The sequence below is a fragment of the Vibrio sp. 10N.261.55.C5 genome, from assembly GCF_041470505.1.
In the GTDB taxonomy this organism is placed as follows: Bacteria; Pseudomonadota; Gammaproteobacteria; order Enterobacterales; family Vibrionaceae; genus Vibrio; species Vibrio crassostreae_C.
On sequence record NZ_JBFRMS010000018.1, the window covers coordinates 136,963 to 158,288 of the forward strand.

Sequence of the window (21,326 nt, forward strand, 5' to 3'; positions counted from 1 at the left end):
CTGGGAAGCTCCTTCAAAACTGATTGGAGCCGTTTATGGGGCCATTTGGTTCTCGTAACCTTCAAGGAATGAGAGAAATAGTATGATTCGTATAAATACCTGTGCTGCGAGCATTGCTCTAGCGCTATCTGGTACAGCATTAGCTGCTCCAACAGCACCTAACATCGACATGTACGGTTCCAACAACCTGCAGTTTTCTAAAATTGAACTCGCGATGGAAACCACTTCTGGCTACAACCAGATGGTTAAATATCACGACAAAGCAAAGGTCGACGTCAAGTTCAACCAATGGAGCGGAACGTCAGGAAACACGTACAACATCTACTTTGATGGCGTTAAAGTGGCCACCGGCCCAATCACTGGCAGCCAAACCACGGCTTCATTCGAATATGGCCAAGGTGGCTTATTTGAGATGGAAATCGAAGCGTGTGATGAAACAGGTTGTAGCAAGAGCGCACCTGCTCAAATCACGATCGCTGATACCGATGGCTCACACTTAGCGCCACTTGCGATGAATGTGGATCCGAACAACAAGTCATACAACACAGATCCAAATACGGTAGTCGGTACTTACTTTGTAGAGTGGGGTATTTACGGCCGTGATTACACCGTTGATAACCTACCCGCTGACAACTTAACCCATATCCTTTATGGCTTCATCCCAATTTGTGGTCCGAACGAATCAGTTAAATCAGTAGGCGGTAACAGCTACAACGCACTCATGACAGCTTGTCAGGGTGTTAACGATTACGAAGTGGTGATTCATGACCCTTGGGCGGCTTTCCAGAAAAGCTTCCCTCAAGCGGGACACGAATACAGCTCACCGATCAAGGGTAACTACGCAATGATGATGGCGCTCAAACAGCGTAATCCTGATTTGAAGATCATCCCATCGATTGGTGGCTGGACGCTGTCTGACCCGTTCTTTGATTTCACAACCAAAGCCAACCGTGACACCTTTGTAGCGTCTGTTAAGAAATTCCTTAACACATGGAAATTCTACGACGGTGTCGATATCGATTGGGAATTCCCTGGTGGTGGCGGTGCTGCTCCAGACCTTGGTGATCCTGTAAATGACGGCCCAGCTTACATTGCACTGATGGCAGAACTTCGCGTGATGCTAGATGAGCTAGAAGCGGAAAACGGTCGTACTTACGAGCTCACTTCTGCGATCGGTGTTGGTCACGATAAGATTGAAGACGTGAACTACGGCGATGCTATCCAATACATGGATTACATCTTCGCAATGACTTACGACTTCTACGGCGGTTGGAACAACGTGTTAGGCCACCAAACAGCACTAAACTGCGGTAACTTCATGCGTCCTGGTCAATGTGATGGCACAGGCCTTGATGAAAATGGCGAACAATACACAGGCCCAGCTTACACCACAGACAACGGCATCCAACTGTTGCTTGAGCAAGGTGTTCCAGCGAACAAGCTTGTGGTTGGTACAGCGATGTACGGTCGTGGTTGGGAAGGCGTATTACCATCATCACTCACCGATCCGAGCGACCCTATGACAGGCGTTGGTAACGGCAAACTGAAAGGCAGCTCTGCGCAAGGCGTATGGGAAGATGGCGTTATTGATTACAAAGGCATTAAAGCAAACATGCTTGGCGCGAATAACCAAGGCATCAACGGCTTCGAATATGGCTATGACGAAATGGCAGAAGCGCCTTACGTTTGGAACCGCACTTCAGGTCAGCTAATCACATTTGATGATGATCGCTCTGTAAAAGCAAAAGGCGCGTACGTTCGTAGCCTTGGCCTTGCGGGTCTATTCTCTTGGGAAATTGATGCAGATAACGGCGACATCCTGAATGCAATGCATGAAGGCCTAGCGGGCGGTACAACTGATCCTGTCAACCGCAAACCAACGGCAGCTGCAGGTACAGACCAATCGGTTGAAGGCCCAGCTTCTGTTTCTCTAGATGGCAGCGCTTCAAAAGACAGCGACGGTACAATCGCGAGCTACGCTTGGTCTCAAGTCGGCGGTACAGCAGTAACACTGGCGAACGCTAATGCTGCGGTTGCGAGCTTCGATGTTGTTGAAGTCGCTCAGCAAGAAACACTAACCTTCAGCCTAACGGTAACGGACAACGAAGGTGCTACTTCTACTGACACCGTTGTTGTAACAGTAAGCCCTAAAGATACAGGCCCAGTCAATACAGCACCAGTTGCTGTGCTTACGGCTCCGGCTGAAGTCAATGCGGGTGACGTTGTTGTGGTTGATGCGTCAGCGTCTAGCGATGCGGATCAAGACACATTGACCTTCACATGGGATGTACCTGCTGGTATTGATGCAACGGTTCAAGGTTCTTCAGTGAGCTTTGTCGCGGCGGAATACACGCAAGATACAACGCTGAACTTCTCTGTAACGGTCAGCGATGGCACTGATACATCGGTTGCGGCTACTTCAGTGAAAGTTCTTAAGAAAACCACAGGCGGCGGTACGTGTACTAACGCTTGGGATTCAGGCGCGGTTTACACTGGTGGCGACCAAGTGACTCAAGGCGGTAAGATTTGGGAAGCGAAATGGTGGACAACCGGTGAAGATCCAACAACGACAGGCCAATGGGGCGTGTGGAAAGAGATTGGTCCTGCAAACTGTTAACTAAAAATAGGGTTGAGCTAAACACCAACTAAGCATCAACTAAATCCCTAAAACAAAGGCCAACCAGATAATGTCTGGTTGGCCTTTTTAGTGTTTGTTTTCTTAACCTGCGTTCTACTGGCTTGATTAGTTAAAGTTAACCAATCAAGTTATCAAAGCTCTCAAATACTTGTGGGCACTTCATTACTCGCCCGTGACCCTGTCCTTGAGTCGCAATTAAAGTAACGCGACCCATTTCATTAGCCGCACGCTGAGACACATCAAACTTAGTAAACTTGTCTTGCTCATCATGAACGATGATCGTCTGAGACTCACGAAGCGCTAGCTTTCCATAGGGATCAACAGACTGAATCGGGTAGTTAAACTGCTCTTCGACTTCTCCAACTACCGCCTCGAACAGTTTCATTGAGTAGCCAGAACGCGCAACGCTGCCAAATAGGTTTTCTAGATAATCCAGTACAGGTGCAATCAGCAATAATGGCTTGTTTTCCAATTTAACGTGCTTACATTCCAACGCAGAAGCCGTGCCCATACTGTGACCGACCAAACCTGCTACCTCACCCACCGAATCGAGAATCGCTTCAAGGCCGTTCACAAACGCAGGAATATGACCATGTACACCATCACTGCCACCATGAGCAGGGTGATCATAAGCCAGAGCCGTAAAACCTTTAGCGGCGATATGTTCCATCAGAGGGAAAAACTGACTCGCGGTGCCAGACCAACCATGAGTCAGCACCCAAACAGGCCCCGTACCCAAAGAATAGGTTTTTAAAACGCCATCACGACCTTTGATTTCACTCTTGATAAGCCCTTGGGGATCAGCATTTTTCTGCTCAGTACGCATTGGAGTGAGCAGCAACTTACGTGCTGTTTTCTTCGCATGACTCGGCGCTAGGATGTAATGAAGATTGGTTGTTGCGCCAATTAAGCTGCGCTTGAAGCTGAATTTGTTCGATGTATTAAAGTAGATTTTGTCACTCATGACCGGTCCTTGTATCGCCATCATCATTGGCGGATCGAGCTCGGCCCTGAAAATCGAACGACCGTGCTATTTGTTAGTATAAAAAATGACGATAGCGCTGTTTATGATTGCTTGCCGCCACTTCTGTTAAAATCTTTTGCAAACCTTAGTTAAGCAAAGTCACATGATTTGCGAGTTAACCTGCTGTATGTATTAAACCGCTCTCCAACTGGCTACCAAGCGCTCGACACCACTCCAAAAATGGGTGTGGCTCGCTTGTTGGCCTCGTAACGAGTAGAACAAGTTCGCACTCAAATAAAGACCGTATAACTCGAAGGTTGCCTGTTTCGGGTCTAAATCGGCTCTGAACTGTTTGCTCTCAACCGCTTTTGCTACCTGAATCGTCAAGTAGTCAATCCACACTGAAATGGTTTTCTGCAGTGCTTTCTGAATCACAGACCTTTCACTGCCCGCATCTTTCCATGCATCAATAAACATGCAACTGCCTTGGAATGAATGGTTCCAGCCCAGCCAATTGTCGAGCAGCTGTTTCAATTTCGCTTCAATATCACCATCTCCCAGCTCTCTTGCGGGAATGATGACTCTTTCGGTGAATATGGCGTTGGAATACTCGAGTACAGAGAGTTGCAGGTTTTCTTTAGAGTTGAAGTGTGCAAACAAGCCACTCTTAGACATGCCACACTGCTTGGCTAACTCGCCAATCGTCAAACTCTCAAGCCCATTCTCACTTGCAAGCGCGAATGCATGGCTCAAAATATACTCTTTGGTTATCTTTCCCTTACTCATTATTCACCAATAATAAATCTGATACATTATTTTTAGCACGTTCGTTCTTTTTTTCAAGATTTTTTACTTAACCCTAGGTATTCATTTTGTCTTATCAAAGAACTGTGGAAAAATGCGACAGTATTCAAAGGAATTTGAGTTAACCGATTATTGAGTTTAATAACTAGGGAAAGAGAATGAACACACTTTGGGAACAGTTTGCGTTTTCGGCGTCGGTAACAGGCCCTATCTGTTTAATGCTGTTTCTTGGTGTGATGCTCAAGCGAATCGGCTTAATCAATGACAATTTCATTGATGTCGCATCTAAGGTGGTCTTTCAAGTCACCCTACCCGCGATGCTATTTCTGAGTATTGTTCAATCGAATCACAACTTTTCAGCCAGTAGCGCGTTAGTTGCGTTTGGCGTCATCGCTAACTTTGTCTTTTTCTTGTTCACGATTTTCTCAACCAAATTAGTATTTAAAGGTTCGAAAGATCAAGGTGTGATTGTCCAAGGTGGATTCCGCGCCAATACCGCGATCATCGGCCTCGCCTATGTGGCTAATATCTATGGCAACCAAGGCGTGGCATTGGCGGCTATCTATGTCGCATCTCTAACCGTGTTGTATAACATTCAAGCCGTGATTGCACTGACACCCAAAGGCGAAGACACTGGTGCGAAAGCGATTAAAGTGATCGCTAAGTCGATTACCAAGAACCCATTGATCATCGCTATTTTCTTAGCGGTCGTCTTCTATGCGCTTTCGATTCCTATCCCAAAAATGGTCACTGATGCTGGTCAGTACTTTGCCAACATGACGTTACCTTTGGCACTGCTGTGTACCGGTGGGTCGCTGGATATTAGCTCGCTCAAACAAGAAAAGTTGTCGACGTGGTTCGCCTCTAGCTACAAGTTAATTGCCTCACCGTTACTGATTACATTGGCTGCTGGGTACTTAGGGTTTGAAGGGCTCGATCTCGGGCTTATCTTCTTGATGAGCGCAGCACCAACAGCAGCGGCAAGCTATGTTATGGCTCGTGCAATGGGAGGGAACTCAACCTTGGCGGCTAACATCATCGCGCTCACGACCGTTGTTTCTCTTATCACTTGCACACTAGGTATTTTTGCACTCACCGCAATGGGTTTAATATAGCTGCGACAGGCTTCAAAAAACCGACACAAGCCCTGAAATAAAGGTCATAAGCCTTGATTTAGGACTAACTGGTTGGGCATAAAGGCTGCTAGATTTCGTAAAAATTTTACTAAGAGATCTGATATGTCTTCCGTTCAACATACGCCTTCACAACACATCGCCAGTATCGAGTTAGGCCGAGTGATTGCTATCTTGGCGATCATTGGTTTACACGGCCAAATGGCACTCACTTATTGGCAAATAGATGAAGTGCCTTGGATCGGTTATGTACTCAACCAAACCGCTCGTTTTGCGGTACCTCTGTTTTTCCTAATTTCCGGTTATCTGATTCAGCCCAAGCTAACTGCCTCCCCGTGGCAAACCGTCATTAACTACTCTAAACCACTGCTTAAGGTTTGGTTGGCATGGAGCATCATTTGCTTAGTGATGCCATTCAACCTCGCGAAGGTAGAAGAGTTTGGATACCTAGGTGAGCGCCAAGGCTATTGGGGTTTCCTAATGAACACGCCACTTAACTCTTTCTTAGAGGGCGGATTGGTTCATTTATGGTTTATTCCCGCTCTCGTATGTGCAGTGTTGATCATTGCTTTGATCGTCGAAATGAAACTCGACAAACTGCTATTACCAGCGGCCATTGTACTTTACGTTTATGGTGTTTTGGCAGGCAGCTACGCAACGCTAACCGGGTTAGAAGCACCCTTCTTCACGCGTAATGGCCCGTTCTTTAGCACGTTAATGGTGACCTTAGGTTTCCTTATTCGTCAGAATCAATGGAAGGTGTCATCAACTAAAGCGTTGGGGTTATTAGCGTTAGGCATGTTGATTCACTTTGCTGAGGCGGCATGGCTCACCACGTTCGACGTCGGATTCAACATGAATGATTTCTTGTTTGGCACGGCGCTATGGGGGATGGGCGTGTTCATGTGGCTTTTGGCTAATCCAAACATGGGTAACTACGCTTGGGTGCGTGCCATTTCAAATCGCATGCTGGGTATCTACGTCAGTCATCTACTGATCATTATCGTGTTGTTCAATGTCTGTGGAGTTTTAGGCATTACGGAACTGGCAAAAGACGTTACGGTATTTTTTGGCACCGTATTGTTGAGCTTCGGGTTGGTTGTTGGAATCGAAAAAACACCACTGCGACGCGTGCTGCTTCGTTAGTGTTTGTGCCTAACATCATCAGCTAAATCAGTTTTAAAGAGTCACAAAAAGTAAAGGCAAGATAACGGATTATCTTGCCTTTATTTCATCATGTCAGTAATGAGACTGTGTCACTCGTTGAAGTGTTATCGGAACGCCATTGCGCCCTTGCCAACACCTTCATAAGCGACGATTTGTAGTGATTGGTTCTCTGCTAGGCTCGGTTCAACTTGATCCGCGATATAGCCAGCAAGTAATTCCACCGTGGTATCTGTCGGTAAAATTTCCGTCTCACTCTTAGCAATCGCTAGCTCAAATTCGCCTTGTGGCGCGGTGTAGCGGAAGCCATAGTGACTTTCATCATTAACACTGTTCGCGTTTTCACTCAGGTTAAGTGATGAAACTGAAACTTGGTCTTCTTTAGAACCTAAATAAATGTCTTCCCAACGCTGAGCAAATGCTTGTTCACGTTGCCCGTCACGCTGACCATCGACCACGATTTCTACTGGAGAACGGTGACCATGCGCGATGCGCTGGCAGTTACCATCATGCTTTTTCAAACCGTGAGTATAGTGGTAGAACGCACCATTAATGTTTTCATGGCGAAGGGTAATCTCTAACCCTGTGACGTTACTTGGAAGGTTGTCGCGAAGAATATCATAAACATGAGCGGTCACACTCTCGATGGTGATCGCTTCAGCGTCAATCAGACAGTAAGCTTCATCAGGGCAGTGCAGGTGCAGGCTCTTGTCACCGCGCAACACATCTACCTTAGAGTAACCGGCTTTGCTTGCTTGATGCACGATTGCAGAGTTTTTCATTGGCAGCAGTAAGCGGTGGTCAACATGTTGATCAACCAACTGTTTGATCTGCTTTTTGACCTTACTAAAATCCAGCACCATGCTCATTTCATTAAGTTCACCAGACATGGTGACATCTAAAATCCAACTATCTCCTACGACCCCTCTGTGTTCACAGATGTATGAAGAATCGATAACGGTAAGGTCTCTTACAAATAGGTTCAAGTTGAACTCCTTAATACTTTAATGAGATACGGGAGGCTGAATAATGCTCAGCAGGCACTTCGTCTCATTGATGTCTGATAAAATAGGACGGGCAGGATGTTACAACGAGCTAATAAAGTCCACCTTTTTACACCGTCATTCGAGAAATGAACAAACTACGCTCAATTTCCGCTAAAACATAGGCCAGCCTGATGCCAATAGCCATATTGCAGGTAGGGATGGCCAGCGCTTCACGACGCATTTTGCTTTAGCCAAAGGCGCGGCGACACTCCGGCAACATGTTGAAAAGCACGTGAGAATCCTGAATAGCTATTGTAACCCACTTCATCAGCGACCCAATTGATCGGCTTATTTTGCAATAACAGAGATTGAGCAACAGAGACTCGCCACTTTTGCACATAATCTCCCGGCGTTTCACCCACTTCCCGTTTGAACGCTTCAATAAACTGAGTACGAGACATCGCGGCCAGTGACGCCATTTCGGCAAATAAACAATGCAAGGCTGCGACAAATGCCTGTGTTCCGTGTGAGCGCTAGACAAGCTCAACTCCCCCGCGCTCAATACATGAAGGTGGCCCTCTTTACCTTGTTGCGCGTTAAATGACGATACTCCACACAGGTTTCCAGAATAGAAAACGCCAGTGCGTATCGAGAAGTGTTCCATTAGTTGTGAAAGCAGATCCATGCATCCTCCGAACGATTCGCTTAGTTTTTAGTTCTTTTGTCCCTCTATAGACCGGACGAGTGGGCTAAATTATTTCAAACAAGATAACCAACACTGACAAGTAACTTGATATGTCACACATGAAATCGACCAGTCAAAAAATCACTCTAATGGCCGAGTTACTAGGCACCAGCTTTTCGTTAATGGCAGCAGACCTTGATATGAGTGTCGACAGCAATAACCTCGCAATTAAAGGCTATGATCCTGTCGCTTACTTTGCCAATGAAGGTCCAGTAAAAGGCACATCTGAGTTCACAGCGACCTATAAGAATGCGATCTATAACTTTGCGCGCAGTGAAAACAGAGATGAATTTCGAGCCAATCCAGAAGCCTATGCCCCTCAATATGGCGGTTACTGCGCGTTTGGAGTAGCCATGGGTAAGAAGTTTGAAACCGACCCTCTCGCTTGGAAGGTGGAAGATGGAAAGTTGTATCTGAACTTAGACAAATCGGTTCAGAAACGCTGGCTGGAGAATACACAAGAGTTCATCCAAGACGCCAACAGCAACTGGACAACCATCAAAACCGTAGAAGCCTATAAGCTCTAGCCTACAGCGCTTATCCATTGCCCAAGAATAAAACGGAAGCGACCGAACGCTTCCGTTTTCATTGGGATTTTCCCCAAAGAGGCCAACCCAAAGCGATTGGCAACACCTACTAAGTCCATTTCTATTCTATACTCCTAGCAGATAAGCTTTTCTTTTTATGGAAGAATAATGACATTACCTAAGATTTTGGTACTCGGCCTCTGCGCCCTATCGACACTGACTTATGCCAACCCATGGCAGTTCGTCAAAAGTGAAGATGGCATCATGATTGATAAAAGGCCACACAGCGAAGGCTTGGTCGAAATACGAGCACAGATGCAAACGCCCACCACTTACTCCGGTTTTTTACTGTTATTGGAAGACAGCGAGAACGTGCCAAACTGGATAGACAATGTGTCGCAAAGCCGTGTGTTGATGCAGATATCTGAGGCAGAAAACATCGTCTATACCCAATTCAAAGCGCCTTGGCCTGCTAGAGATCGCGATATGGTGACCTACTCAAAGTACAGCATCGAGGATGGGCAGTTTGTCTTGTCGATAAAGGATGCGTCTAACTATTTGGCGAAAGAATCGGGGTATATTCGAATTTACGATGTGGACGCACTTTGGACGCTGCAACCGCTCACTAATGGCAATACTTACATCACCTACACCGCATATGCGAACGCAGGTGGCATCTTGCCCAATTGGTTGATGAATAAGTTATCGATAGGCAGTGCGCTGAGCACGTTTAAGGGGCTGAAAGAACAGCTACCAAAATACCAAGGCCAGCAGCACCCCAACCTGCCAAATGAGTCTCGCTAACGATACAAGTCGATAAGTAAATGGAGGCATTAAGGTTAAAGATTAAGGTCTTCTAGCGAGGTCGCGAGCTAAGATAAGCGCTAAACCAAACACCTGAAGAAACAGGGCGATGTTCTTATAGAAAGCCATTTTCTCATCAAGCTTTTGGATCAACTCAACCAAAGTTAGATTATCCAAATAGTAGTCATCAATTCGTGATCGTTGCGATTCTTGGGCATTGTTTATCAGCATCATAAGCTTAGGTAAATTAGCCAACGAGATGGCCGGCACCTCGTCACTCACCCAACTCCGAAGTTGTCCGCGAAGCGCTTCATCAAGAACTGTGGCAGGTTGAGCGATTTCTGGGGATAGCTTATCAAGGTGAATCAGAATCGCTTCACGCTTACGCTCTAAGGTTTCGATCGTATTCCAGGACAGTTGTATAGAGTACACATTACCGTATTTACGATCGTTGTATTCCGATTTCTCCGCTTCAATTTTGTCCAACACCAAGCTCGACATGACAATCGCCATGATGTTGAGTATTAGCCCTGCAAGGACAATCGCCCAAGCAGGAGGAAGGCGCAATGCCATAATGCTCCCTAGAACATTTTATCAAAAGGTAGGTAAGCTAAGTTTAGGACAATCAAAGAGATCATGCAGATAAGCGTTAACACCATACCCACTTTTCTGCCTTTGAAATTCTTCGCTAAGATCCCTTTAGCGTGAATCACTCGCCCCAGAATAAACGCCACACCAATGACATGAATAAGCCACACACCAGCCCCATTCATCTCTAGCAACCCCATCAAAATCACCGTGATTGGGATGTAATCCATCGCGTTACTTTGTGCCGAACGTGCTATCTGTAACGACTCAACACCGCCATCGGCATGAGCAACAAGATTGATTCGTCTTTGCTTAATAACTTCAATCGCCAACCAAATCATTACTACCGTCAGCAGAGCTGCGTAAAGTGCTGTAACCATCATATTTCCCTATTGTTTTGTCTTAACTCAGTGTTCTTTTCTATCTTTTCGACATTAACCGCCAAGATAAAATGATAATCACGCCCGAGCACTTGTAAGAGATCTCTCACACCGAACGTAAGAGATCACAATCAAGCTTCGCAGAAAATTCCTAAAATACAAACCCAACCCCTTGTTTTGTATGAATCCACGCATATTTCTTTCGGTTAGTGAGTACATTTATTTCTTGAGGTGGATTGTGAGTAAAGCCTCTGCAGTGTTTAATACACATGTCGACAGGGAGTTGGCAGGAACAGGAAAAAGCCTAACGGATTAGGTATCTTCAGGATGAAGATTTGATGACTTAGGATGAGTTATCAGCAAGGAAGTTTTGCTCTAGGATAGAGTCGCTTGTCAGGATGATGAGTTAGCAAGGACACCGCTAGGAAGGCGATGAATTGGATAGGTTAAAGGATTTAGCCAAGTCAAGGAACGATGCAGGGAGCACCAGTTACCTATTGAAAGATAAGTAACGCGCAGTAGCAGGATGGCTACGAAAAGAATAGACCCCGTTTGGTGAAAGCCAAACGGGGTTTCCTTTTTTGTAACGTCTAAAAGCTGTTAGTAGCTAACCGTTAATAGTAGCTAACCGTCAATAGCAGCTAACCGTTAAAAGTCACGTTACAAAATAATGTTCATCAAGAACATTGCACCAAAGGCATTCAATACCGAAATCGCGATCATCACCGGGATATAACGACCTTCAGTACCAATTGGTCCCATAATACGACCCATGTATTGCACCAACAAACTTGAAGATAAACATCACAGCAACCGCTAGGCCAATTGACGAAGTTACCGCCAAAGAACCATCCATAACTGGAAGGGTGAACAGTACTGTACCTGAAGAGAAGAAGTTAACGATCGCCCCGCGCCAGCATCAGTACTTTGAAGCGACGCAATCAATGCTAAGCCTGAGTTGCCAGGAGTATCCATCAAAGCTAATACTTTCGCCACCGTCTTTCTTTTTCACTATAATCTATTGAATTATTAAGATATCTATCACACTGCACATGGTTATTTAGGTCTACGCTTTTACCCGTGTTAATAACTTATTAACTTCGGAGCGTAATCCATGTTAGGTATCCAGCTTTCTGCTGTTCTCTCTTTATTATTTTTTTCTACGGTAGCAGGCGCTGCCACTTCTCAGTTGGGAGAACCACTCAAGCTCACCAACTCATTCGCTGGCTACCTATCCCTGACCATTTTCGTTGTCGCCTACATTGTGGTGATGATGGAAGAGTACCTAAAGCTCCGAAAATCTAAGCCAGTGTTACTTGCAGCAGGACTGATCTGGATAATCATTGGTTTTATCTACCAAGAACACAACCTTGTTGAAGTCGCTAAGCAAGCACTCGAACACAACTTACTGGAATACGCTGAGCTGTTACTTTTCCTACTCGTCGCCATGACCTACATCAGCGCCATGGAAGAGAGAAGACTGTTTGATGCGCTGCAAGCGTGGATGGTGGGCAAAGGCTTTAATTTCCGCTCTCTGTTCTGGCTAACCGGTATTCTGGCCTTCTTTATCTCACCGATCGCCGACAACCTCACCACAGCTCTATTGATGTGCGCCGTGGTTCTGAAAGTCGCAGGATCTAACCCTAAATTCGTTAACCTAGCCTGTGTGAATATCGTGATAGCCGCTAACGCTGGCGGCGCATTCAGTCCGTTTGGGGATATCACGACACTAATGGTTTGGCAGGCTGGACATGTCAGTTTTACCGAATTCATTCCGTTATTTATTCCTTCAGTGATGAACTACTTGGTTCCAGCACTGATCATGTCTTACTTTGTTCCAACCACTCAGCCCGATACTGTGCACCAACACATCGAGTTAAAACGTGGCGCAAGGCGAATCGTCTTCTTGTTCATCATGACAATCGGTACCGCGGTCGCTTTCCACGCCGTGCTTCACTTCCCTCCTGTAATGGGCATGATGATGGGGCTCGCCTACCTCCAGTTCTTTGGGTATTACCTACGCCAGACCTTGCCCAATTCGCTAGCTAAGAAAAAAGCGGTGGCGATTGCTAACAAAGACGAAGGCGCGCTTAAGAGATTAGGTTCAGTCGTGCCCTTTGATGTATTTCGAAGAGTGTCCCATGCCGAATGGGACACTCTGCTGTTCTTCTACGGCGTGGTAATGTGTGTCGGTGGCTTGAGTCTACTGGGATACTTGGAGCTTGCCTCTGGCGTGATGTATAGCCAATGGGATCCAATTTGGGCCAACATCATGGTGGGGATCTTATCTGCGATTGTCGATAACATTCCGGTGATGTTTGCCGTGTTATCGATGGAACCTCAAATGTCGATGGGTAACTGGCTACTGATCACCTTAACCGCAGGCGTTGGCGGCAGCTTGTTATCTATTGGTAGTGCGGCAGGTGTGGCGTTAATGGGCGCGGCGCATGGCAAATACACCTTCTTTGGCCACTTGAAATGGATGCCAGTGATCATGATTGGCTATGCCGTCAGTATCGCTGCACACCTATGGCTTAATGGCGATCTTTTCTAATTCGGAGATCTTTTCTAGTTCGAACTGTCTTTCACAGGCTTATCTACAAGTGTCCAGACGTTACTCAATTGTATCGCTGGACATTGGTTGCAAGTTAGCATCTCGCCCTTCTGTTGAATGCGCATCACTAGTCTAGAGTCAGTTCGGCTGCTTCCAGAATTGAATTCAATGGTGATCAAGTCATCATCAACACGATAGGTTCGAGTCACGGAATTATCCGTTGTTTGATAAGTCACTTGCCCGGATTCAAAAAGTAGATAACTGTCATTATCTGCGTTCTCATACATACCTTTGAACAGAGCAAGCTGTGGAACCTCGAAAGGTCGGCTGGTATCAGTTAAACAACCTGTCAGCAATAATGCAGAGCTGCAGCCAGATATTAGTAAGGGGAATCTATTCATTTGGGCATCCTTGCCTAGAGAACATAGTCAAAGAATATGCAACCAAATCGATATTTCCCAGAAAGCGTTGATTTTAATTCAAAGTCATATTTTAAGAACCACTCGCCTTCACCATTAAGTAGTACGAGATATTCAGCCAGCATCTCGACAGGCTCATGGCTAAATCGCTTGCTAGTCTTGCTCTCTTCCCTCTATCACCAATAAGTGCTGTTTACGTTCTACGCCACCTGCATAACCCGTCAGTTTGCCGTTTTTACCAATCACACGGTGACACGGCACAATCACTGAAACCGGATTTTTGCCATTCGCCAAACCCACAGCACGAACGGCTTTCGGATTGCCTATCGCATCGGCCAGTTGTGCATAGCTCCAAGTCTCTCCATAAGGAATGGTCGTCAGCGCCTGCCAAACCGACTGCTGAAATGGCGTGCCCTTGGCTGCAATCGGCACAGAAAACTGAATAGCTTCGCCCGAGAAATAGCGATTAAGCTGCTCGATAGCCAATGCAAAGATCGGAAAGCTATCATCTTGAACACCCAACGGTTCCGGCTTGGTGGTATGTGTCTCGAACCAAAGGCCGAGCAAGCCTTCATCGTTCGCCTGTAACGTCACGGTTCCCAATGGGCTCTCATAGTAAGTAAAACGGTTGTCCATGATATCTCCTAGCTTAGTATTCCGATTAAGACTGATTCCAACAGTGGAACGTGGCGTAACTACCCCAAGGCGAAACACTCTCCGTGTTGATGGCGGGGCGATGCTCAATAAACTTCTTCACCACCAAGTCACCAACCAACAGATGATTAGGTTCGCTTAACCCCCGAAGCAGTGCATATTGAATAGTCCAAGGCCCAATCCCTTTTAGCTCAATCCATTTGGAAGGATGCTCAGCTTCATTGTCGACCATGTATTCGGCAAAACGCTTTAGGGTCTCTTTGCGGCTTCCCGGCATTCTCAAGAAGCTAACATCAGCGTCCGCTATCTGTTTTGGTGTTGGGAAGCTGGCTTTCTCATGTTCATCAGAAAGCTCTTTGACCAATAAGTTAAGCTGACCAATCGCCGCGGTTACCGAAACTTGCTGTCCTAGAATCGCTCTCACGCCTGCCTCCCAAGCACTCCACACGCCAGGAATACGGATACCACTCTTAGCCACCAAGTTAGGATCGATAGTCGTAAAGAACGTCTCAACCTTGGCAATATCGACATCAAGATCAAACATACGGCGGATATTCGCAATCAAGCTTCTTAATTGGCTTATATCATCCAACTCAAATTCAATATCCAAGCGGTTATCTTTGGCTAAAGTCGCCTTGAACCAACCCTTTGACCCGTTCACATTTACCGTGCGCTTATAATAATCTTCGCCAACGCCTTCTAAGCCCTCAATCATTCTTCGTCGATAAAACCTCAACAAGTGGTTCCAATCTAAGGGTCCATGAAAACCAAGCTGAATATGATTACTCTGAGTGTCACTTGGCTTCGCTCGCCTAATTTGGCTTGGCGAAAGCTGCAGCTCTTTTTGAAAGGCATCATTAAAACGGCGCGTACTATTGAAGCCACTAGCAAAGCCGACATCAGTAATGCTCATGCTACTGGTGTGCAGCAACTGCTTGGCAAACATCAATTGACTGTACAGACTATATTGCTTGGGTGACACGCCGATGTAATTGTCGAATAAGGTTCGTAAATAACGATCTGAAATACCTAACCGCGTTGCAAGGTCGACGATAGATCCTGAATTCAGAGCGCCATTATCAATCAACTGCATCGCACGTAAGAAGGTGGTTTCGACGCCCTTCCAAGCCGGCGAAAAAGGTGCGCTGTCTGGTCGACAACGTAAACAAGGACGATATCCCGCTTTCAATACTTGAGCTTGATGGGAAAAATATTCGACGTTTTCTTCTTTGGGTGGTGTGGCTGGGCAAATCGGGCGACAAAAAATTCCTGTCGTTTTCACCGCTGTAAAAAACATCCCATCAAAGCGAGCATCTCGTGCATATCGAGCCAAATGGCACTGCTCACTGGTTAAGCTGCTGTTGTGATTGATCTTTTTCGACATGCCGTACTCTTCCCACTTACCATAGCGTTTGATCCGATACCTAAAAGTTTACCGTGAACCACCATTGTCGCTAGCAACTTTCGGAAGCGAAGGTCAGATAAATCACAAAAAAGGGTTTTAATTTTATTCAATTCGACTAAATTTAACCTAGAGAGGACATTCTTCTCACAACGTCAACGATCGGTACTTAGCACACCAAGATGCAGAGACCTATCGAATATAAAAAGGAAAAGGCTATGGTTCTACACACATGTCGTATTGTTTTATCAAATCAACAGGTTCTCACCAGTCAATCAGTCGAGCAGTCTCTAAGCTTTCTTGAAGACAAAGCGGACAACGGGATTTCTATGATCGAGATTGACGCAACGGATGGCAATCAAATCCATTCGTACATGTCACACTCTCTTGAAGAGTCTATTGAGAATCTAATGAACCTATAGGGCTTTTAATAAAGGCTACACATACCAGGCTTAAACGATATTTATGGAATTAGAAACGATCTCTAGTTCCGAAAAGAAGTACATTTCTGGTTTAAAACAAAAATGGCTCCCAACTATACAATTAGTTGGGAGCCATTTTTTATTGAATCTAATCAGCAAAGCCACTGCTTACCGCGAATGCCGTTACTCAGGTGCTTGTTCAGCGGCTTGCTGCAATGTGTAAGCCGTCGATGGGTCAATCTCATTAACCAACTTCTCAACCTGCATGATCGCATCAACCGAGGTACTGCTTTTACGGTAGCTCAGATAAATTGGGAGATACCAGTCTTCAACCCCTTTCACCTTGTGCAGCTGACCCGAATCGATAAAAGGTTCGACTAGAGACACCGGAAGATACGCACTGCCGCCTTTCTCTAAAATGAAATCGAGGGCGATACGGGCTGTAGAGGTACGTAGGTACGGTGCTGGCACTTTAGGGTGACGTTCTGCGTGTTCAGAACCAAAGCGCGTTCCCCAATCCACATAAACATACTTATGTTGAAATACAGATTCCAGATCATCTTGCTGCGTTGATACCAACACCAAAACCAAGTCAGCGACTTTTTTACAGTTCAGCTCTTCTGCTTTGATCTGATCGAACGCGAAAGCCATATCTAAGGTTCGTTCTAACAAATTACGGTTCAGTTGCTCGCGCCCCATCACCTCTGCCATAAAGCCGTAACCACCAAAAGAGTCGGTTACCACACTTAAACAGTTTTGCAGATACGCATCCCAAATATTCGGCGTGCCGCCCAGCGTTAACTGCAAGGCTTTACCACTCTCTAACGACAGCTCAAATTTGGCTTGTTGTAGGGTGGACACCATCACTTCGGCATAACCAATCAAACGTTCACCGGAAGATGTGAGTTTGATGTTATTGCGGTCACGAATGAAGAGCTGAGTATCAAAATAGCCTTCAAGCTGTTTGATCCGCGCACTCACCGCCGCTTGTGTTAAATACAAGTTTTCAGCTGCACGCCCAAAATGGCGCACCCTTGCAACCTCAAGAAAGGTTCTAAATACTTTCACATCCATCAAATACATCTCTGTAATAAATCTGCTAACTAGCCGATCTAGGATTGTTTATCGTAAAGGCAAAAACATTTTGTTTCCTATTTTAGCCTTTTAACAATATTTTCGCGTGAGCAATAAACACTAATTTCTATCTAACCACATTACTGAGGCTGATATGTCTGAGACCGAATTCCGACACGGAAAAAAACGTTTTTATGACACCATTAAATTCCCGAGAGGGTTCGCTAAGTCGGGTGATTTTACTCTTTCAGAAGAGGAAATCCTAACCTTGTTTGGTGACACTATGCTTGCACTTGAAACTGGTGAACTAGCACCAATCAATGCAGAAGAAAAACACTTCATTAAAGTGTTGTCTCACCCTCATAAGGCAAAGTCCAAGTTAGAGCGTGTTTGGTTGAAGTACATTCAACTGGCTCGTGGACGCCGTCGCTTTCACACCCTAAACGGCTGCAAACGCGGCGACGTATCTAGGGAAGAATACGAAAGTGAGTTAGTGTTAGAAGATTAGTAAAATCGCTCAAAGTGATACCTCATCACTTTGGGCTTTTTTTTGCCTTCAAACACACATCTTCTTTGTAATTGGTAAGTTTAGCCAACCTATCCATTTTTACCAATATTTATATACAATTCATAGCGATAGCGTGACTAAAACACAGCTCTCGTTCAATCTTATGGGTATTCATCCCACTGAGATTCATCGTTCTTCATCCTGCCCCTGTCTTTTATCACGATAGCGCTCCATTGCCATCATTATTTTTCTAGTTTCAACTATACGCTCAACGCTTGTTTATACTCGAAACACGTTAATGCACCAAAATTCGTCAATGGTTCGAGCGATGCCATTATTGCAATAATCGTATCAAGGCATAGAAACACACCAACCCTTTCAGGTGCTGAATTAGATCAACATTGCTGTATATGACAAACGTATTAATCTTGTTTAACGCCACCAAATATCCATACAATAATTGTGAAATTTTGAGAGTTCCAGTCACAGTTACGACGAAAAAAGCAAAAACTTGACCTAAAACAATAGCGGAACTGGATAACTTATTTTATAATGCGAATTAATGTTTCAGAACACTATAAAATTTTATTTCTAGGGGCAAAATCAATGAGACTTATTCCATTAAGCAACAAAGCTAAAGTAGGTAAATGGGCTGCTCGTCATATCGCAGATTCAATCAACAAGTTCGCTCCAACGGCTGAGCGTCCATTTGTACTAGGTCTTCCTACTGGTAGCACACCTCTAACTACTTACGCTGAGCTAATTGAACTTTACAAAGCTGGCGAAGTTAGCTTCAAGCACGTTGTAACATTCAACATGGATGAGTACGTTGGCATCGACCCTAACCACCCAGAGTCTTACCGCACATTCATGCACGAGAACTTCTTCAACCACGTTGATATCCAAGCAGAAAACATCAACCTGCTAGACGGCAAAGCTGAAGATATCGATGCTCACTGTGCAGCATACGAAGAGAAAATCCGTTCATACGGCAAAATCAACCTGTTCATGGGCGGCGTAGGCATCGACGGTCACATCGCATTCAACGAACCAGGTTCTTCTCTATCTTCACGCACTCGTATCAAAACGTTGACTGAAGACACTCGTATCGCGAACTCTCGTTTCTTCGATGGCGACATCAACCAAGTTCCTAAATACGCACTAACTATCGGTGTTGCGACTCTTCTAGATGCAGAAGAAGTGATGATCCTTTCTCTAGGCCACAACAAAGCTCAAGCGCTTCAAATGGCTATCGAAGGCTCTGTAAACCACATGTGGACTGTTACAGCTCTACAGATGCACCGTAAAGCTATCATCGTTGCTGATGAGCCAGCTCAACAAGAGCTAAAAGTTAAGACTCTACGCTACTTCCAAGAGCTAGAAGCTGAGAACATCCAAGACCTATAATTCCTATAGTCTTGAATAGCAGGGCGTTTTTATAAAGAGAGCGTCTTGAATAGAAAAAGCCACTGAATGTGGCTTTTTTTGTGCCTGCTGCTTTTGTATTTAATGGGAAGATATTTCGGATATTTTTTAGAAGCACAAAAACAACAAAGCGATTTCTCCAACGAGAGAAACCGCCATCATTTTAATCTTTGTATTGAAACGAACGAACAGCTACAATTTATGTAGGATGTGAAACAAGATAAGTAGAGCTGCAAACTAGAGCTAAGAGCTCAGCGCGTTATCTCGGCATAGGGTAGTGATAATGTCAGTGATAGCTAATACGATCGTCGACTTCACCTTTTGATTATGTCGCCCCAAGAACATTTCAAGCATTGGGCCAGACATCGTTTCCACCATCTCCGCGTCATATTCGATAGGCATAATACGCTGAATCGCGTGCACCTTGTTGAGCTCAAATATCACATCAACTTCTGTAAAGCTGGTGTCTTCACCCTGTATTTTCGCCCACTCTTTCAAGGTAACGAAAACCTCTAGATCATCGTAGAGTTCTTTACTGATCACGCCAAGTCCGAGTAGCAACTTAGCACGAATCATGATCTCGCCTAACGGCCCACCACTGTTGAGAAGTGGCTCGACAACGAACTTAATTGCAGTGTCGTCTTTCTTAAAGATGTTTTTTAATACGGCATCTACCGTGTCGTCCAATGCATCATAAGCAGCCATTAGGCAAGCGCTAGCACTCTCAGCTTCCGAAAGGGCTTCGAGTAATTCAGTTTCATGGCTTGTTTGTATTGGCATAACGGCTCGACAATAAGAAAGTGCCACTGGTGTGGCACTTTGATGGTTTATCATTTCAATGCTAGATAAGCTTCTTCCGCTAGTTTAACAACTTCTGAGTCACTATTCAGCTCAGAATAATGCGCTAATGTCTCAGCAAAGCCTTTTTCTGCGAACATTGCTTGAAGTTCAACCGCTTGTGGGTCGTCTTCGTTCTTGTAATGGAACGCAGCAGCGATTGCTTTTACTAGGTGAGCATTCGGTAGGCCGTACTCTAATGTACCGTTTAGAGGCTTAACTAGGCGGTCTTGCGGGCTCAGTTTACGAATTGGCTGACGACCAACGCGGTCTACTTCATCACGTAGGAACGGGTTAGCAAAACGACCTAGAATCTTTTGGATGTAGGCAGCGTGTGCTTCTGGATCAAAGCCGTAACGCTTAATCAGAACTGCACCACTCTCTTCCATCGTTGCCGTTACTTCAGCACGGATTACGTCATCTTCGATAGAGTCTTTGATTGTCTCGTGACCTGCAAGGACACCAAGGTATGCCGTTACCAAGTGACCTGTGTTTAGCGTGAACAGTTTACGCTCAACGAAAGCCATTAGGTTATCAGTGCATTCCATTCCTGGGATGTTTGGAATCTCACCTTTGAATTGTGTTTGATCTACGATCCACTCGCTGAACGTTTCAACCGTTACCGCTAGAGGATCTGTTTCGCCCGCTTCTGCCGGTGGAACAATACGGTCAACCGCAGAATCAACAAAGCCAATGTGCTCTTCAGTGAACGCTTTCATTTCATCAGAAAGGTGCTCTAACACGGCAGCTTTTAATTGGCTAGTACCGCGAACCATGTTCTCTGCCGCGATGATGTTCATTGGTGCAGTGTTGTTTGCTGCTGCACGCTTTTCAATGCCTTGAGCGATAGACTTAGAGATGATTTTAAGAACCGTAGGGCCCACTGCAGTCGTCACAAGATCAGACTCAGCAATGCAATCTACTACTGCGCTTGTTGCTGAGTTTACTGCTGTCACGTTCTTAACAACTTCGACAACACACTCTTCGCCAACAATCTTAACTGGGTATTCTTGGCGTTCAATTAACGCATTTACAACCGTTTCATTTACGTCAGCAAACGTAACCTTCATACCAGCATCAGAAAGAAGCTTACCAATGAAACCACGACCGATATTACCTGCACCAAAATGTAACGCTTTCATAATTTTGACCTTATAAATATTTGAATCTAGATAGCTAACTGCTCAACAACATGCCTTGACGATGTGCCCTCGGCATTAAGCAGTAAGCTATTCAGACTGAATCTTGTTAGAAAGATTAAGACCGAAAATGAGGCCAGTAGGGGGATACCGGCCTCC

General features: G+C 45.3%; 21 protein-coding genes and 2 pseudogenes. 9 read left to right on the forward strand and 14 right to left on the reverse strand.

The annotated features are described in order from the left end of the window. Nucleotides 1–82 precede the first annotated feature (82 nt). Nucleotides 83–2,617: a glycosyl hydrolase family 18 protein gene (locus tag AB4263_RS09400; protein WP_372098120.1), complete on the forward strand. Its 2,535-nt coding sequence runs from the start codon at nucleotides 83–85 to the stop codon at nucleotides 2,615–2,617. A gap of 136 nt (nucleotides 2,618–2,753) precedes the next feature. Here the strand turns inward: AB4263_RS09400 and AB4263_RS09405 are convergent, their stop codons facing one another. Together AB4263_RS09405 and AB4263_RS09410 are read right to left on the reverse strand one after the other, a co-directional pair. Then, nucleotides 2,754–3,602 carry an alpha/beta hydrolase gene (locus AB4263_RS09405; RefSeq protein WP_017065066.1) on the reverse strand — a complete coding sequence of 283 codons (849 nt, stop codon included), beginning with the start codon at nucleotides 3,600–3,602 and terminating at the stop codon, nucleotides 2,754–2,756. Between the two features lie 192 nt (nucleotides 3,603–3,794). Further along, nucleotides 3,795–4,388, reverse strand: coding sequence for a TetR/AcrR family transcriptional regulator (locus AB4263_RS09410; protein WP_029235279.1), 594 nt, complete (start codon nucleotides 4,386–4,388; stop codon nucleotides 3,795–3,797). A gap of 176 nt (nucleotides 4,389–4,564) precedes the next feature. Here AB4263_RS09410 and AB4263_RS09415 point away from each other — a divergent pair, with 176 nt between their 5' ends. Continuing rightward, entirely contained in the window at nucleotides 4,565–5,521 is a 957-nt protein-coding gene (locus AB4263_RS09415; protein WP_371725540.1) for an AEC family transporter, read from the forward strand. Nucleotides 5,522–5,644: 123 nt separating this feature from the next. Beyond that, on the forward strand, nucleotides 5,645–6,685 hold the full coding sequence (locus tag AB4263_RS09420; protein WP_050620180.1) for an acyltransferase: 1,041 nt from the start codon (nucleotides 5,645–5,647) through the stop codon (nucleotides 6,683–6,685). A gap of 125 nt (nucleotides 6,686–6,810) precedes the next feature. Here the strand turns inward: AB4263_RS09420 and AB4263_RS09425 are convergent, their stop codons facing one another. Continuing rightward, a complete protein-coding gene (locus tag AB4263_RS09425) occupies nucleotides 6,811–7,689 on the reverse strand; it encodes a 6-carboxytetrahydropterin synthase (RefSeq protein WP_108110853.1) in 879 nt (292 codons plus the stop codon). Nucleotides 7,690–7,919: 230 nt separating this feature from the next. Further along, nucleotides 7,920–8,374, reverse strand: a pseudogene (locus AB4263_RS09430) (helix-turn-helix domain-containing protein). A gap of 110 nt (nucleotides 8,375–8,484) precedes the next feature. Here AB4263_RS09430 and AB4263_RS09435 point away from each other — a divergent pair. Next, nucleotides 8,485–8,961, forward strand: a complete 477-nt coding sequence (locus AB4263_RS09435; protein WP_372098121.1) for a YHS domain-containing (seleno)protein — start codon at nucleotides 8,485–8,487, stop codon at nucleotides 8,959–8,961. Here AB4263_RS09435 and AB4263_RS09440 read toward each other — a convergent pair. Then, nucleotides 8,958–9,080 carry a hypothetical protein gene (locus AB4263_RS09440; protein ID WP_017061529.1) on the reverse strand — a complete coding sequence of 41 codons (123 nt, stop codon included), beginning with the start codon at nucleotides 9,078–9,080 and terminating at the stop codon, nucleotides 8,958–8,960. The genes AB4263_RS09435 and AB4263_RS09440 overlap by 4 nt on opposite strands. 49 nt (nucleotides 9,081–9,129) lie before the next feature. Here AB4263_RS09440 and AB4263_RS09445 point away from each other — a divergent pair, with 49 nt between their 5' ends. After that, nucleotides 9,130–9,765, forward strand: coding sequence for an START domain-containing protein (locus AB4263_RS09445; protein ID WP_372098122.1), 636 nt, complete (start codon nucleotides 9,130–9,132; stop codon nucleotides 9,763–9,765). Nucleotides 9,766–9,807: 42 nt separating this feature from the next. Here the strand turns inward: AB4263_RS09445 and AB4263_RS09450 are convergent, their stop codons facing one another. The 3 genes and pseudogenes from AB4263_RS09450 to AB4263_RS09460 form a co-directional block, all read right to left on the reverse strand. After that, on the reverse strand, nucleotides 9,808–10,338 hold the full coding sequence (locus tag AB4263_RS09450) for a DNA mismatch repair protein (RefSeq protein ID WP_372057720.1): 531 nt from the start codon (nucleotides 10,336–10,338) through the stop codon (nucleotides 9,808–9,810). 8 nt (nucleotides 10,339–10,346) lie between these two features. Next, nucleotides 10,347–10,733, reverse strand: coding sequence for an MAPEG family protein (locus tag AB4263_RS09455; protein WP_004732742.1), 387 nt, complete (start codon nucleotides 10,731–10,733; stop codon nucleotides 10,347–10,349). Between the two features lie 778 nt (nucleotides 10,734–11,511). Beyond that, nucleotides 11,512–11,738 (reverse strand): annotated as a pseudogene (locus tag AB4263_RS09460) (YjiH family protein); the annotation flags it as partial. A gap of 109 nt (nucleotides 11,739–11,847) precedes the next feature. On the opposite strand from AB4263_RS09460, the gene nhaD reads away from it, so the two are divergent. Further along, nucleotides 11,848–13,287, forward strand: a complete 1,440-nt coding sequence (gene nhaD, locus AB4263_RS09465; RefSeq protein ID WP_372098123.1) for a sodium:proton antiporter NhaD — start codon at nucleotides 11,848–11,850, stop codon at nucleotides 13,285–13,287. 14 nt (nucleotides 13,288–13,301) lie between these two features. Here nhaD and AB4263_RS09470 read toward each other — a convergent pair whose 3' ends face one another. The 3 genes from AB4263_RS09470 to AB4263_RS09480 all read right to left on the reverse strand — a co-directional run bounded on the left by AB4263_RS09470 (nucleotide 13,302) and on the right by AB4263_RS09480 (nucleotide 15,744). After that, nucleotides 13,302–13,688: a hypothetical protein gene (locus AB4263_RS09470; protein ID WP_017061522.1), complete on the reverse strand. Its 387-nt coding sequence runs from the start codon at nucleotides 13,686–13,688 to the stop codon at nucleotides 13,302–13,304. A gap of 171 nt (nucleotides 13,689–13,859) precedes the next feature. Further along, complete coding sequence (locus AB4263_RS09475) at nucleotides 13,860–14,342, reverse strand: methylated-DNA--[protein]-cysteine S-methyltransferase (protein WP_017061521.1); 483 nt, start codon at nucleotides 14,340–14,342, stop codon at nucleotides 13,860–13,862. A gap of 25 nt (nucleotides 14,343–14,367) precedes the next feature. Beyond that, a complete protein-coding gene (locus AB4263_RS09480) occupies nucleotides 14,368–15,744 on the reverse strand; it encodes an AlkA N-terminal domain-containing protein (RefSeq protein ID WP_372098124.1) in 1,377 nt (458 codons plus the stop codon). A gap of 236 nt (nucleotides 15,745–15,980) precedes the next feature. Between AB4263_RS09480 and AB4263_RS09485 the strand changes: the two genes are divergently transcribed. Then, complete coding sequence (locus AB4263_RS09485; RefSeq protein WP_017061519.1) at nucleotides 15,981–16,184, forward strand: hypothetical protein; 204 nt, start codon at nucleotides 15,981–15,983, stop codon at nucleotides 16,182–16,184. A 183-nt stretch (nucleotides 16,185–16,367) separates the two neighbouring features. Here AB4263_RS09485 and AB4263_RS09490 read toward each other — a convergent pair whose 3' ends face one another. Further along, nucleotides 16,368–17,258, reverse strand: coding sequence for a LysR family transcriptional regulator (locus tag AB4263_RS09490; protein WP_017061518.1), 891 nt, complete (start codon nucleotides 17,256–17,258; stop codon nucleotides 16,368–16,370). A gap of 154 nt (nucleotides 17,259–17,412) precedes the next feature. On the opposite strand from AB4263_RS09490, the gene AB4263_RS09495 reads away from it, so the two are divergent. Next, on the forward strand, nucleotides 17,413–17,766 hold the full coding sequence (locus tag AB4263_RS09495) for a DUF413 domain-containing protein (RefSeq protein ID WP_017061517.1): 354 nt from the start codon (nucleotides 17,413–17,415) through the stop codon (nucleotides 17,764–17,766). 606 nt (nucleotides 17,767–18,372) lie between these two features. Next, nucleotides 18,373–19,173 (forward strand): glucosamine-6-phosphate deaminase, encoded by an 801-nt coding sequence (gene nagB, locus AB4263_RS09500; protein ID WP_017057618.1) that lies wholly within the window; start codon nucleotides 18,373–18,375, stop codon nucleotides 19,171–19,173. A 261-nt stretch (nucleotides 19,174–19,434) separates the two neighbouring features. On the opposite strand, the gene AB4263_RS09505 is transcribed toward nagB, so the two are convergent. Next, the gene (locus AB4263_RS09505; RefSeq protein WP_198592367.1) at nucleotides 19,435–19,971 is read right to left on the reverse strand and encodes an MltR family transcriptional regulator; all 537 of its coding nucleotides are present in this window, start codon (nucleotides 19,969–19,971) and stop codon (nucleotides 19,435–19,437) included. A gap of 50 nt (nucleotides 19,972–20,021) precedes the next feature. Then, nucleotides 20,022–21,170: a mannitol-1-phosphate 5-dehydrogenase gene (locus tag AB4263_RS09510; protein WP_009846102.1), complete on the reverse strand. Its 1,149-nt coding sequence runs from the start codon at nucleotides 21,168–21,170 to the stop codon at nucleotides 20,022–20,024. Nucleotides 21,171–21,326 lie beyond the last annotated feature (156 nt).